General features: G+C 59.9%; 11 protein-coding genes. 4 read left to right on the top strand and 7 right to left on the bottom strand.

The genetic code is table 11. From position 1 onward, the window contains the following. Window positions 1–37: 37 nt before the first annotated feature. The 3 genes from EI982_RS18635 to EI982_RS02485 form a co-directional block, all read right to left on the bottom strand. Window positions 38–2,047, bottom strand: a complete 2,010-nt coding sequence (locus EI982_RS18635; protein WP_233255269.1) for a SipW-dependent-type signal peptide-containing protein — start codon at window positions 2,045–2,047, stop codon at window positions 38–40. Between the two features lie 1,096 nt (window positions 2,048–3,143). Further along, window positions 3,144–5,381, bottom strand: a complete 2,238-nt coding sequence (locus EI982_RS02490; RefSeq protein WP_157687986.1) for an amino acid permease — start codon at window positions 5,379–5,381, stop codon at window positions 3,144–3,146. Further along, complete coding sequence (locus EI982_RS02485; protein ID WP_157687985.1) at window positions 5,378–5,809, bottom strand: universal stress protein; 432 nt, start codon at window positions 5,807–5,809, stop codon at window positions 5,378–5,380. The genes EI982_RS02490 and EI982_RS02485 overlap by 4 nt, the downstream gene beginning before the upstream one ends. Window positions 5,810–5,971: 162 nt before the next feature. Here EI982_RS02485 and EI982_RS02480 point away from each other — a divergent pair, with 162 nt between their 5' ends. Both EI982_RS02480 and EI982_RS02475 read left to right on the top strand, forming a co-directional pair. Then, complete coding sequence (locus EI982_RS02480) at window positions 5,972–6,472, top strand: cation:proton antiporter regulatory subunit (RefSeq protein WP_157687984.1); 501 nt, start codon at window positions 5,972–5,974, stop codon at window positions 6,470–6,472. A 32-nt stretch (window positions 6,473–6,504) separates the two neighbouring features. Then, a complete protein-coding gene (locus EI982_RS02475; protein WP_157687983.1) occupies window positions 6,505–7,734 on the top strand; it encodes a cation:proton antiporter in 1,230 nt (409 codons plus the stop codon). Between the two features lie 18 nt (window positions 7,735–7,752). On the opposite strand, the gene EI982_RS02470 is transcribed toward EI982_RS02475, so the two are convergent. After that, window positions 7,753–8,304, bottom strand: coding sequence for a diadenylate cyclase (locus tag EI982_RS02470; protein ID WP_157687982.1), 552 nt, complete (start codon window positions 8,302–8,304; stop codon window positions 7,753–7,755). Between the two features lie 233 nt (window positions 8,305–8,537). Further along, entirely contained in the window at window positions 8,538–9,191 is a 654-nt protein-coding gene (locus EI982_RS02465; protein WP_157687981.1) for a potassium channel family protein, read from the bottom strand. 213 nt (window positions 9,192–9,404) lie between these two features. On the opposite strand from EI982_RS02465, the gene EI982_RS02460 reads away from it, so the two are divergent. Continuing rightward, window positions 9,405–10,859: an APC family permease gene (locus EI982_RS02460; protein ID WP_157687980.1), complete on the top strand. Its 1,455-nt coding sequence runs from the start codon at window positions 9,405–9,407 to the stop codon at window positions 10,857–10,859. Window positions 10,860–10,864: 5 nt separating this feature from the next. Next, complete coding sequence (locus EI982_RS02455; protein WP_157687979.1) at window positions 10,865–11,518, top strand: potassium channel family protein; 654 nt, start codon at window positions 10,865–10,867, stop codon at window positions 11,516–11,518. A 14-nt stretch (window positions 11,519–11,532) separates the two neighbouring features. On the opposite strand, the gene EI982_RS02450 is transcribed toward EI982_RS02455, so the two are convergent. Together EI982_RS02450 and EI982_RS02445 are read right to left on the bottom strand one after the other, a co-directional pair. After that, the gene (locus EI982_RS02450) at window positions 11,533–13,218 is read right to left on the bottom strand and encodes an NAD-binding protein (RefSeq protein ID WP_157687978.1); all 1,686 of its coding nucleotides are present in this window, start codon (window positions 13,216–13,218) and stop codon (window positions 11,533–11,535) included. Window positions 13,219–13,229: 11 nt separating this feature from the next. After that, entirely contained in the window at window positions 13,230–13,460 is a 231-nt protein-coding gene (locus EI982_RS02445; protein WP_157687977.1) for an AF_0619 family ribbon-helix-helix protein, read from the bottom strand. Between the last annotated feature and the right edge of the window lie 199 nt (window positions 13,461–13,659).

Here is a 13,659-nt window from a genome sequence, read left to right as displayed (position 1 = left end):
GATTGAGGTAGATGGATTGAACCAGTGGATCGCTCCGCTACGAGTCGTCGATTTCGTCGTCGTTCACCATCGCGTTGTTCATTCCGGAGCCGTCGTTGTGACGGCACTGTTCGGTGTAGAAATTCAGGTTGAACGTCGCGGAGTCGGTCTGGATTTCGTTCCCGTGGTCGGTGGGAACCCACCATGCGAACGCGACCGAGGCCGTCGTCTCGGCCGGGAAGCACCCCTGCGAGCCAGTTCCACCACCCTGCTCGGCCGGAATGGTGCCCGGTAGTGTAACGCCGGTGCCGCTGCTCAGTTCGTTGAGTACAGAACGGAGCGATCCGCGGACTACAAACGACTCGCCGTCGTTCTGATAGTTGTTGCCGTCGTCAACCCAAGCGGCGGCTTCGACAGCGTCCAGAAGCTCAACATCGGCGCATTGGTCCGGTTCCGGTTCCGGTTCGGGATCCGGATCGCCGCCGATCGGACAGATTCCAGCGGGTGCTTCGAAGACTCGGTATTCGTTAGTGTCAGCGTCCATAATCAAGAGCGCCTCGAAATCGTACGTCACAGGGTCGCAGACGAGTGCTTCGACCCGGAATCCGGTTCCCGTGGCGAAGTCGGAGATGTACTCACCGGTGTCGGCGAAGACCCGGATGACACCTCCATTCGCGTCCGACGGGTTGTTGCCCAGATAGAGCGTCTTTCGACCGTCCATATCGCCCCCGACGGCGATTCCACTGTTGTTGTCGAACAGATCGCCGGCGGCGTTGACTTCCGGCGTAATCCTGTTCGCTACCGTCCCATCGGTGTTAATTTGCACCGTTTCCTGCGACGCGTCCGACGACCACCAGATGGTGTCGTCGCGCCTATCGTAAGCGACGCCGTCCGCAGGCCAGCCGGTGGTATCGGATGGGGCACTGAATTCGTTGGAAACGTCGCCACTGTCGAGGGTCTCGGTCACCGTCAAATCGCCGAGGTCGATGAGCAGGAACGGGTCGCCGTCGTACGTCGCCCATAGTTCCTGTCGGTCGGGGTCCCAGTCGACCCCACTAATCGTGTCGGTGCCTTCGCCGGGCAGACTACTGGGAAGCGTTTTGCTCGCAACGAGAGTGGCCGATCCATTCGGAGCGGTGGGAGGTTCCCAGATATCGACGACGTCCGAGCTGAAACCTCGTGGCGTGATGACATACGTACCGGTAAAGGTCATTCCGACACCGGTCCCGTTGCTCAAGCTCACCGTTCCCAAGTTGTCACCCGGTGCCGCTGCCGCGGTCCCCGTCATCGCTCCCGCGCTGGCGACGCCCGCCGCCCCGGCACCGGCTGTCTTCAGGAGGCTTTTCCGAGTGATTCTGTCACCTTCGATCGCTTCTCCGACCGTTTCGACCACCTCTTGTCGGGTGTCAGTGTCCAGCAGCGAGGATGCCGACGCACCACCCACCGCGGCCAGCGGCAGCATCGACGCCTCGTCCGGGTCATCCTCTTCGGGTTCGGTCGTGCCGTTTTCGGCACACGAGACGAGTTCGCCCTGCAGCCAGATGTAGCCGGGGTTGTCACAGAGCGTGAAGTCGAAAGTTACCTCGCCGAAGTCACCCGGCTTCACGTCCGACAGGTCGATCACCGGCTGGGCGAGATCCTCGGCGTCCGTGCCGTCGGGACAGCTCGTGTTGCCAGCCGAGTTGGTCTGTGTATTCGCGAGGAACTGATCCGGATCGTCGACCGCGATGAGCCACGCGTCGTTCGACGGGAGTCCCGTGTAGTCGTCGGAAACGGGCGCGTCGGTCGGACCGCCGGTCGAGCCAGGGGGTCCGTCCCACATGACGACGTCCACGTCGTCGTCCGGAGAGTCCGTATCCCCCCCGTCTTCGTCCGTCGACCAGTCCGAGTAGTGAGCCGAATAGGCAGCCTTCATATCGAGCGTTCCGGCCATCAGCCGGTTATTTTCGAACGTTTCCTGATCACTGAAGTACGCGCTCGTCCCCAATCCAGCGCCCGCCGACGCGACCCCGATCGTACCGAGTGCAGCCAGTGCCTTTCGCCGCGAAAGCTCGAAGTCGTCTTGCATGGTTGCTTTCCACTGATGAGGTGGAATACTGTGTTACACGCAACTAACATCCATTAGTTAACTCCCTTTTATTGCATTTAAATTCTGTATAAATTATTCTAATCGCTGGTTAATGGGCCAATATACTCGGTATGACTTCTATGCTCTGACCTTCACTTCGGACGCTGGCGAGCCGAACAATCCTGCATGGGGGATCCATCCAGGTTGGGTTCAGCCGATCACATAGACGTTCTGCTCGGTTAAATTGCAGGCGCAGTCCGTTTACTGGAGTAGCTATCTCCACTCGGTAGCTATCGGTGTACTAATACGTTATCAGATGATGTTGCACTGACGACGACGAGGAATCTACTGCGGCCTGAATCTGGTCATCCCCTACACCGCTGAATTAGGTCGTATTGATGCTCTCCGTAGCTCTCAATCGGGAACTTCATTATGACAGATTCGCACGCTGTATTCAGCACGGCTTCCTGAATCTATCACTGATTGAAGGTTTCAATAGGTAGCGTTGCGATAAGGAACGAGGCGGTCAAAAGTTTGAGTGGTCTATGCTCGAAGGCATACAGGATACTATGTGATCACAGAATACGGTGTATTTTGCACCCTCCGATTTCGACCGTCTCAAGCCCAGCAAGGGGCTCCGTTCACCGACCGAGCGCCTGCAGCGCCCATCGCCGATTTCTCGGTCCTAATCGCACGACAGTGGCGGGATAATCGTCGGTGTCACCGTCTCTGAGTGCACTACCGTTAATTTCGTTCGGTCACTGAACGATTCCGATCGACGGCGGGTTCGTCCTCTGGTTCGCTACCGCTACGGCGTGGTGCACGGCCGCTAATCGTTGGCCCATTGAACGTCCCCCGATCACGGTCGACTGTCCCCAGCAAATCGGGAGTTGGTGGACCTCGGTTACGGGAACTCCGCACTGCCGTTGGGGACCGGACCGACCACGGTGGGAACACGTGTTTCGTCGGCGTGTGAGTTCAGGGACTATAACGACGATCGAGACAGCGGGTCTTCCACGAGCGGTCCCGAATTCGCCCCAGTGGCAGAACGATTTTCGAGAGGGAGAACCCCGAAGGGGTAGCGGGACTTCCCGCCTCAGAACAGCCGTTCGAGGAGGCCACGGTCGCGGTGTTTCTCCGCAAGCAGGACCGAACACTTCACGTCGTCGATAACGTCCAATACGATCGATCCGGAGACGAGGCGGCGAAGGAGCCCTTCTTCGGTCGCACCGAGGAGCAGAAGCGTCGCATCGTCCGCAGCGTTCTGGATAGCCGTCTCTACATCTCCGGATTTAACGAGCAGGTCAGCGTCCTCCAACCCGTTGTCTACTGCCCACTCTCTGAGGAACTGCTCGCCTGCTTCGCGGTCCTCCGCGACGTTGAGCAAGGTCACCTCGGCGTCGAACTCCGAGCGGAGGTATCTCGCGATGGTGGCCGAGAGCTCCGAATCCGGGCCGCCGGCCGTCGGGAGTAGAACCCGCGAGGGATCGAACCCACGGTCGCGGAGAATCAGGAAGTCACAGGGGACTGCCTCGGTGAGTTCGTCGATCGCCGACTCCGCTCGCCCGGGTGAGCCATGCGAATCAGGTCCCCAACCCATGACGACGAGGTCGGCCGTGTGGGTTCGGGCCGCATCGAAAATGGCCTCGTAGGATTTGTGCGACAGGATGGTGTGTGTCTCGACGTCGACGCCGAACGTTTCGGCGTCTTCGCGGGCGTTGTCGAGCAGGTGTTGTGAACTCTCGTCTATGTCGTCGGATCGGTCGGCGGCGGCCGCCAGCGCCGTCTGGTCGGGCACCGTGATGATGTGGGTGGCGACGACGGTGCCACCGCGCTGTTTGGCGATGGCACTGGCGAGCGTGATGAGTTCCTGCTCGTGTGCGGGATTGGCCAATGGCACCATCACGCGGTACTCCCCGCCATCAGGCTGAACACCGGTAGCTGCGCTAACGGCAGCGTCGGGCATCTCTTCGGACCGTGAGATGATGTGCTTCGAGAGGATTCCCTGTTTTTCCGTTCGGGTTCGAGCATAGAAGAAATACCACAGTATCGCCGCGATTGCGATGCCGAACGACAGTATCAGTGCGTCACTGGCGACGAAGATCAGTAGCGCAAAAGAAAGCACGACGCCTAAGATGGGCAGCAGCGGGTACAACGGAACGACGAAATCTGGGGTGTACTCCTCGGGAGCGACGTAGCGCATCACGATGAGCGCCAAATTCAGCAGGCCGTAGATGATGAGGTGCAATCCCGATGCGGCCCCGGACAGCAGCGTCAAGTCGCCGATGACGATGAACAAGAGAATGAGCCCGCCAGTGATGCCGATAGCGCGGTAGGGGGTTCCGAACCGCTCGTGGATTTCGTTGAGTGCCGGCGTGACGATACGGTCACGGCCCATCGCGAAGTTGATCCGCGAGGAGGCGAGGATGGAGGCGTTCGCGCTAGAGGCCGTCGCAAGGAGGCCACCGAACAGCAATGCACCGCCCATCACGGCACCCTGAATGTAATCGCCCACTTCGACGACGGCGATGGGGTTCTCGGCATTCGAGCTGATGATATCCGCGATGAATCCCGGGGGGACGGCCGCGCTCATAATCACCAGGACAAACGCGTAGATGACTGTCACGATTACGACGCTACCGATGACCGCCCGCGGAAGGTTCTTGCCGGGATCTTTGATCTCCTCGGCGACGCTCGTGATCTGGACGAAGCCGAGATAGGAGACGAAGATGAGGCCCGTCGTCTCCAAGGTGGTGACCACGTCCGTCGCGGCCGGAAGGTTCGACGGTTCGGCTCGGAGCGTCCCGAGGAACGTGAACACGGTGAGGATCGCGACCAACAGGGCGACGATGACGTTCTGGAGTCGCCCGGTCTCCTTCGCGCCCACGTAGTTGACGAGAATGAAGAATGCACCACCGACGAGCGCGATTATCTTCACGACGGTGATCGATACCGGGCCGGCACCGACACTGCCCGAGAGACCGAAGATGCGGGCGATGTACCGACCGAACCCGACCATGTAGAACGCGCTGGCGAACGCCAGCCCGAGCCAGTTGGCCCAGCCAGCGATCGACCCGAACATCGGCCCCAGCGCGTGGTTGACGTAGTAGTAGGCCCCGCCCGATCGGGGCATCGCGGTGCCGAGTTCGCTGGCCGACAGCGCCGTGAACATGGCGATGACGCCGCCCAAGACGAACGCCACGGACGCCAGCGACCCGGCCTTGAGGATGGCCTCGCCCGGCAGAACGAAGATACCCGCGCCGATCATCGTCCCGACGCCGATGGTCAGCGCCGCGAGCGGTCCGAGGTCCTTGGCGAGTTCTTCCTCGCTCATGTTTCGCCCTCACTGGGGAGGGCGATGACCGGGCGATCTGCTCCGGTCACCAGTTTCAGCGAAACGTCGCCGGAGAGAAACTGCATGAGTCGGTTCCCGCCGCGGGAGCGGAACGCGATGGCACTGGCATCGACCTCGTCGGCCGCTTCGAAGATTTTGGCGGCCACGTCCCGTCCGTAGGCAGTGCGTTCGTCGGCGTTAGGGAACACCGACCGGACGGCGGCGTACGATTCCGCGGCCAAGTCCTCGGACTGCTCGACCGGAGTCTTGTCCGGCACGCCACCCCCCTTCTCTACGACGTGAAGGGCGGTCACGTGGGCCGGCCCGTAGGGTTCGAGCGCGGTTGCCGTCGCTAACGCGTCGGCTTCGTGAGCGACGGGAAGAAGCACGTGGGTGAGGATGTCTTCGTCGTCGGACTCACTGCTCATACTGGGTGATTCTTGTACTATCTGTTAAGAGTATGTATCCCGTCCCGGATAGCGTACGGGGAGACGCCAGTCTATCCCGTCCGGCGACACCGACAGAGCGCCCAGTCTGGTTCTCAGGGTGCGCTCGGCCCTTTTAATACGCTTCCTAAACACGAGTCCAGTATGACCGTCTACGAGAGTGACCTTCCCGGTGTCGGGAAGAAATTCGAAATCGAAATCGGGGACGAAGAGCGACTCGTCATCGTCACGCACAACACTGGCAAACGGGAAGTGTTTCTCAAGACCTCTGAGGGTGCTGACTCCGAGAAACTGTTCGAACTCCCCGACCGCCTAGCTCGTACTGTCGGGACTATTCTGGAAGGCGCGTACTTCCAGCCGGTGCAATCCGAACAGGTCGAGACGATGCTCGCAGAGGGGACGTTCCTAGAGTGGTACAACGTCGAAGATGGATCGGAGATTGCCGGCCACACACTAGCAGACGCGCGTGTCCGTGAGCGGACGGGTGTGTCGGTTGCCGCCATCGAACGAGCCGGGTCCGTCGTGCCATCACCACAGGCGGATACGGTTATCGAGGTTGGTGACACACTCGTGGTCATCGGCTCTCAGGAGGATTTGAACGAGTTCGATGTACTCGTCTCCAACGACGCGGGTACTCCCGAGTGACTCCATGGCGAACGAACTGGAGGTGACGTGGCGTGGCGAGTGAGGTGGCGCTTTTCGAACTCGGGGTGTTGTTTGCCGCGGCTGCACTCGTCGGTGGTATCGCCAGTCACCTCCGTCAGTCGGTCATCCCGTTTTATATTGCAACGGGCATCCTGCTCGGTCCGTTCGTCATCGGCCGACTCACCCCCTACGCGCTCGAAGCGACCGAGTTCGTCGAACTGGGTGCTGAACTCGGCATCGTGTTTTTGTTGTTCTTTCTCGGACTCGAGTTCAACCTCAACCGCCTGCTAGCCAATCGGAGTCGTATCGGCAAGGCCGGGACGGTCGACCTCGTCGTCAACTTCGGGGGTGGGATGGTACTTGGATTCGTCCTCTTTCGGGCGTTCCTGCCAGCGTTTCTGGTAGCGGGAATCGTCTACATTTCCTCATCAGCCATCATCACGAAGTCCCTCATTGACCTCGGGTGGATCGCCAACGACGAGGCCGAGCCGATGCTTGGCACGCTCGTCTACGAGGACCTCGTAATCGCGGTGTACCTCGTCGTCGCCTCGGCACTGTTGCTGGGGGGTGGCGATCTCGGAGCCGCTGTTCAGTCGATCGGGGTCGCACTGGGCGTCATTCTCGTCTTGTTGGCAGTCGTGTGGTTCGGGACGCCGTTCTTCCAGCGAGTACTCGACGCTGACTCGCACGAATTTATCGTCCTTCGAGCCGTCGGAATCACCGTCCTCGCTGCCGGTGCAGCACTCGCGCTCGGCGTCAGTGAAGCGGTCGCCGCCTTCTTCATCGGAATGGCCTTCTCCTCGACCGAGCACATCGAGCAACTGGAGCGGCTCCTCGAGCCGATTCGTGACCTCTTCGCTGCGGTCTTTTTCGTCTGGATCGGTCTCGTGACCGACCCGCTGGTGTTCGCTGGCGTTCTCACGCTCATCCTCGTTGCGGTCGTGGTAACAGTCCCGACGAAGCTGGTGAGCGGGTATCTCGGCGGTCGGATATACGACCTGGATATCCGTCAGTCGACGCGGGTTGGACTCGGAATGACTACCCGAGGCGAGTTCTCGCTCATCATCGCGACGCTGGCACTATCCGGTTCGGGAACCACGCTGACTGAGACGGTCGCCCAGACGATCTATGCATTTGCCGTCGGCTACGTCCTAGTCATGAGTATCGTCGGAACGATGCTGATGCAGTATTCGACTCCGATCGAGGGGGCTATTGTCCCACGACTTTCGAAGGTTTTCTCCGATTCTTCGGTTGAGAATTGATCGGAAGTATCCACTATTTCACTCCGATGGGCGCCACACACCACCTAATTCGTTGCGCTTGTAGTCCTCGTAATTCCCATCCTGAAAAATCGACACGCGGCCATTTTCCTCGCTGAGTGTGACAGCCGCGACCACCTCTGAACGAACCGAGACCTCGATGGCGCTCAGATGCTTCGTCCCCATCCAGTCGGCATACTCGATCGTATTGCCCTCCCCGACGTCACTCTGGCTTTTGATCCGGACCATCTGCTCTTGGATGGTACCGTCCGTGCTGATGATAACGGCACCATCGCGTGTGAACGCAACCGTACGTGCCGCCTCAACGAATCTATCCAGATCTTCCGATACGACTCGACAGGTTTCGGTTGGCCATCTATTCTCGCCCAGCGAGTCAGCATATGCTCCGGAGTGGACTCCAGTTACGATAACGAAATACGATCCTGGACCGCGGACGTGCTCTTCCTCCCACCGGTCGAAGCGAAGGCTGATGTCCTCGACCGCATACATCAGAAAATCAGTCAGCTCTCTCACTGTGGTGTACTCGACTCGTAACGGATCCGGATCTGCCATTGGAGTTCGTGTCCAACGTTCATTGCGCTGGTGTAATAAGACCGCCCGGTCACGGATTCACACCGGGGCCACTCCCGTTTCATCGGGAATTTTCGGGTACCGTAGCGCCTTTACCCCGTCTAGTAGGGGCGTACCGCACTCGGATGGGAACCGTTAGAATCGTGATAGAGGTTATCGTTAGCTTGGATTCGTGGAAGACAGGTCGGTCGACCACCGGAATCGACGTGCGGGTGCTACCCGCGCATGAGATTCAATACCTCGTCAACGACACCGGATTCGACGGCGAGGATGTAGCGCTCGCCCGGCTCTAGAATCGTATCGGCTCCCGCGAGCGCTTCACGCTCTGCGGTCGAGATTAGGAGGCTGCCCGTTGGAAGGGCAACCTCGTCGAGACGTCGCCCCGCAACGGGTGACGATTCGGCGACAGTTACCTCGATGATGTCGAGGTCGGCGGTCGGGTAGATCAGTGTTCGGATGTCCTCACCGGTGAGCATATCCGCCGCGTGGTCGCCACCAAGATGCTGTGGCAGAACGGTTGCATCAACCACCTCGCCGTATTCGTGACCGGTCTGTGTCTCGGCGCGGGCGAGCGTTCGAACTGATGGAGCGAGTTGTTGAGCCTCCATACAGATTGCCAGATTCGTTCCCGTCTCGTCGGTGAGTGCCGCGATAGCATCAGCTCGGTTCAGGTCTGTCTGTTTCAGGATCGAGGGGCGCGTGGCATCGCCATGGATGACGGGACCGAGGTAAGCATCCGACAGTTCTTCGACACGCTCCGCGTCGGATTCGATCAACACTACCTCGTGGCCTTGGTCCGTGAGGTTCTCGGCCGTCTGTAGGCCAACCCGTCCCCCACCGGCGATTACGAACCGTTTGGTTTCGGTCATAGTTTGCTACTTCGGACCGCGTTGGTTTCAACGGTCGCCTCGATTCTTTCGTCTCTGGAACGCGGCTGCCGGGCGCCATCGAGAACTCTTGTAAGGACTTATCAAATGCCAGTGCAATTCCTGCACTAGGGGAACTCACCCCGGTAATAAAGTGAGTCACACGGATCACCGGAAGCGTACGATGTACAACGAGCGAAACGGCGGTTGGGAGTAATGAGCGGGAGTCAGACTCGCGCTCCAGAGGCCGAACTCGGGCTGCTCGACGCGACGATGATCGGGATGGGGGCGATGATCGGAGCCGGCATTTTCGTTTTGACGGGGTTGGCTGCCGAGATCGCTGGCCCGGCCGCGATTCTCGTCTTCGCCCTGAACGGGGTCGTCACCGCGTTCACCGGTCTTTCGTATGCCGAACTCGCTGCCTCGATCCCCAAAAGCGGCGGCGGGTACGCCTTCGTCCGGGAGATCTTCGACGACCTCTCCTCGTTCATCATGGGCTGGATGCTCTGGTTCGCCTATATGATCGCGGGGGCCCTGTACGCGCTCGGTTTCGCGCCGAACTTCCTCGAATTGCTGCACGTCTATGGGATCGTCCCACCGCCGGGGCAGGTGGGTGCTGTCGCGCTGCCGGTCATCGATGCGGCGGTACCACTCGCCTTCCTGCTGGCGTTCGTGGCGGTCCTCGGGCTGGTGGCACTCAACGCCGTCTCGACGGCTGCCAGCGGTAGCGTCGAGACGATCTTTACGATCATCAAGGTGAGCATCTTGGTAGTGTTCGTCGCGTTCGGGCTCGCCTCGCCGATGTTCTCCAGCGCCGAGTTCCAGCCACTGTTCCCCGGAGGCAGCGGGGCGGCCGCGATACTCCCAGCGATGGGGCTCACGTTCATCGCCTTCGAGGGATACGACCTCATCACCACCGTCACCGAGGAGGTCAAGAATCCACGTGAGAACATTCCGAAAGCGATCTTCTTGAGCCTCATCGTGACCGTGATTGTCTACTTGGCGGTCGTGACAGTCGCTATTGCAACGCTTGGAGCCGACGGACTCGCCGATGCCGGCGAGGCGGGGATCGCCGCGGCGGCGACGTCGTTCATGCCGACCGGACTGCCGATCATCCAGAACGGGGGCGCGCTCATCGTCTTCGGGGCGGTCTTTTCGACACTGACTGCGCTGAACGCGGTCGTGATTGCCTCTTCGCGGGTGGCGTTCTCGATGGGACGCGAAGGACAGTTGTTGCCCTCGTTCGGTCAACTGCACCACCGCTACGGGACGCCGTTCGTGGCAATCCTCGCCAGCGCGGTGGTCATGCTCGGGTCGGTGGCGTTGCCGACCCAGAGCGCCGGCAACATGTCGAGCCTGTTCTTCCTGCTCTCGTTTATCATCGTCAACGTCGCCGTGATCAGGCTTCGCCGCGAGCGTCCGAATATGAACCGCCCCTACGAGATGCCGTTCTACCCGGCACCCCCGCTGATCGGCGTCGCTCTCAACCTGATCTTGGCCGGAGTGCTCGTAGAGTACCTGATCCGGACGGATCCACTGGCGCTGGTCCTCAGCGCGGCATGGATCCTGCTCGGAGGGATCGCCTACTTCGCACTCAACCGACTGCGAGCGCAACCGAATCGTGGCCCGACAGACGCCGACACCGAAATGACACCGGAGGCTGAAGACTGAAACACATGACCAGCAATCTCGACATCATCGTCGCTGGCGGCGGGCGAGTCGGCTTCCAGACAGCCGAGATACTTGCCAACCGTGGCCACGACGTAACAATCATCGAACGCGACGAGGGAATTGTCTCGGAAATCGCCGACGAGTGGATCGCGACCGTCATCCAAGGCGATGCGACCAACCCCGACATCATCGAACAGGCTGGCATCGAGCGAGCCGACGCGATCGCGGCCCTCACGGGTGAAACCGGGTTGAATCTCGCGGTTTGTCTGGCCGCTTCGGAGTTGAATCCCGGAATTCGGACGATAGTTCGCATCGAACGGGCGGCCGGTACGGCCTACACCCGGTTCGTCGACGCGGTGCTCTTTCCCGAGCGGGCCGGCGCGCGCGTGGCGGCAAACGAGATCGTCGGCAGCGATGTCCAGACGCTGGCAGACGTGACCGGCGACCTCGACATTATGCTCGTTCGCGTCGCAGAAGGGGCCCCGGCCGCCGGCAAACAACTGACTGAAGTCCGATTTCCGGCCGGAACGTTAGTTGTTTCCGATGACGACGGCCATCGAATCGCCCGCCCCGACACGACGTTGACCCCCGGCAACCGTTACGTCGTTGCCGTCGAACCGGACGTTGCCGACGAAGTGATGAATCTGATGAGGGGGTGACGAACTCCAGCCGGTCAGCTCTCGGACTCGATCGGTGAGAGATCAAACTGTTTTCTAAACTGTTGTATCGCTTCGTCGGAGCCGACGAGGACGATGTGCTCGGTCCCCTTGAACTCCCGCTGTGGGTCAACCGTGGTGGTGAGCCCGGATTCGTCTTCGATGGCGATGACGCGACACCCCGTCTTTTCGTAGATGCCTGACTCGGCAAGTGTCGACCCCGAAATCGGTGTTGCTGGGGCGCGGAGGAGCCGAATCTGGCTCGCTGGTGCGAGGACGTCCTCGTCGCGGAGTTCCCTGGCGACCATTCGAGCACTCACCCGTGGAACGGACAGCACGTAGTCCGCGCCAGCACTCAGCGCCTTCCGGGTCGCACCGGTATCACTCACTCGGGCGAGAATCTCGATATCGCCATTCAGCGACCGTGCTAACACTGTTGTCAGTAGTGTTGCAGAATCATCCGGAAGTCCGATAATAATTGCACCGGCAGTTTCGATCCCTGCCTCTTTCAAGATTTCGTCCGATCTGGAGTCGCCGACGACGTCCACGCCCTCGCGGTCTTCGATATCGACGGTCACGACATCGATTTCCTCCTCGGAGATAAACTCCCGTGCGGCTTCACCGACTTCTCCCTGTCCGGCAACGATGATGCGCTCGTGGGCCCGGAGCATGCGGGACGGCTGAGTGAAGTCACTGAACGCCTCCAACGCATCGTGTGCGCCTGTGAGGAGCAGTACCGTATTCGAGCGGATGACTGCGTCCGGATCGGGAGGGAGCTGTAGTTCCCCATGGATCCATGCACCGATGATGTTAGCTCCCGTTTCTTCTCTGATTTTCGAGTTGCGGATTCGTGTTCCGATCAGTCGGTTTCCCTGCTGAATCGGTACCTCTGTAACTTCTAATTCACCCCCGAGCTTGATCGTATCCGTCAACTCCGATCTGAACGAAGAGACTGCTTTCTCGGCGAGTCGCTGTCCGAGCACTCCATGCGGGGACAAGACGGTATCCGCACCCGTATCTAACAAGATGTCTCGCATATCACTGTCGTCGGTCAGCGTAATGATGTCGATATCCGAATCGAGTGACCGTATGGTCAGGATCGTGTCGACGGTTGCATCCCCAGTATCCGTGATGACTGCTCGTGCCGTCTCGATGCTGGCTCGTTCGAATGCCGACGCGTCCTGTGGAGAGCCGTGAATGACTGAATACCCGTCGTCGGACAGTTCCTTGGCGTTCTCTTCGGACGAGGAAATCAAGACGTATTCGATATCGAGTTCCCTGAGTTCATCGAGGAGTACGGCGGAGTCACGCCGGTATTCACAGATGATGACGTGGTCGGATTTGGGAGAGAGCCGGTTGTCGAGGTTGACTTCGGCCCCCGTGAACAACGGGATGATGATGAGCCTGAGTGTGAAGAACCCGATCGCGATACCGGAGATCTGCGTTCCAGCAACGAACAAGAACATCAGCGGATGACTCCACAGCCCGGAGTCCTGTCCGTATCCGGTCGTGGTCATCGTCTGGACGACGAACTCGAACGAAGCGAATATCGACTGATGGACGCCCTCCAACCGTGCCAGTGCAACGTTGTACGTGACCGTGTACACGGCAATCAGTGCAGCTAGCCCGGTGAGATAATAGACGACAATCCGATCCCGACGAGAGAGCTGAATATCGGACAGGCGTTCTGGAAGATCAGGCATTGGTAGGTCGCCTACGCCGATTCCTCGTCGATGCGCTCGCGTCCGCGCTCGTTGATCTTGTCGGCGATGTTTCGCACGTCGCTCTCGGTGAGTTCGCTCTCGCTTGTGAGTTCGTCCATCACTTCGAGCGCGTCGATCTTCTCTTGGATGGCCTGTCGCGTGACCTCACTCCAGTTGATCTCCGGGTGCTCCTCCATCCGTTCTTTGAGGTCGTCGTCCACGTTGACCGTGAGCGAAGGCATACAGAAACCTATTGGATCACAGAATACTGTGTTTTTTGGTGTGTCCCGGACCCCTCGATTTCGACCGTCGCAGTCCCAGCAAGGGAGTTCGTTCGCCCATCGACTGAGCGCCTGCAGCGCCCATCGCCGAGTTCTCGATCATAATCGCACGACAACGGCGGATGGGACGCCGGGACCATCGGCTCTGAGTGCACCGCCG

Origin of the sequence: Haloplanus salinarum, from assembly GCF_009762275.1 — an archaeon.
In the GTDB taxonomy this organism is placed as follows: domain Archaea; phylum Halobacteriota; class Halobacteria; order Halobacteriales; family Haloferacaceae; genus Haloplanus; species Haloplanus salinarum.
Note: the sequence above shows the minus strand (reverse complement) of the source record. Positions and strands in the feature narration are given on the sequence as shown.

Excerpts from the sequence above, each read along its gene's own strand:
- EI982_RS18635 (WP_233255269.1), bottom strand. The coding sequence starts at position 2,047 with ATGCAAGACGACTTCGAGCTTTCGCGGCGAAAGGCACTGGCTGCACTC.
- EI982_RS02490 (WP_157687986.1), bottom strand. The coding sequence starts at position 5,381 with ATGAGCGAGGAAGAACTCGCCAAGGACCTCGGACCGCTCGCGGCGCTG.
- EI982_RS02485 (WP_157687985.1), bottom strand. The coding sequence starts at position 5,809 with ATGAGCAGTGAGTCCGACGACGAAGACATCCTCACCCACGTGCTTCTT.
- EI982_RS02480 (WP_157687984.1), top strand. The coding sequence starts at position 5,972 with ATGACCGTCTACGAGAGTGACCTTCCCGGTGTCGGGAAGAAATTCGAA.
- EI982_RS02470 (WP_157687982.1), bottom strand. The coding sequence starts at position 8,304 with ATGGCAGATCCGGATCCGTTACGAGTCGAGTACACCACAGTGAGAGAG.
- EI982_RS02465 (WP_157687981.1), bottom strand. The coding sequence starts at position 9,191 with ATGACCGAAACCAAACGGTTCGTAATCGCCGGTGGGGGACGGGTTGGC.
- EI982_RS02460 (WP_157687980.1), top strand. The coding sequence starts at position 9,405 with ATGAGCGGGAGTCAGACTCGCGCTCCAGAGGCCGAACTCGGGCTGCTC.
- EI982_RS02455 (WP_157687979.1), top strand. The coding sequence starts at position 10,865 with ATGACCAGCAATCTCGACATCATCGTCGCTGGCGGCGGGCGAGTCGGC.
- EI982_RS02450 (WP_157687978.1), bottom strand. The coding sequence starts at position 13,218 with ATGCCTGATCTTCCAGAACGCCTGTCCGATATTCAGCTCTCTCGTCGG.
- EI982_RS02445 (WP_157687977.1), bottom strand. The coding sequence starts at position 13,460 with ATGCCTTCGCTCACGGTCAACGTGGACGACGACCTCAAAGAACGGATG.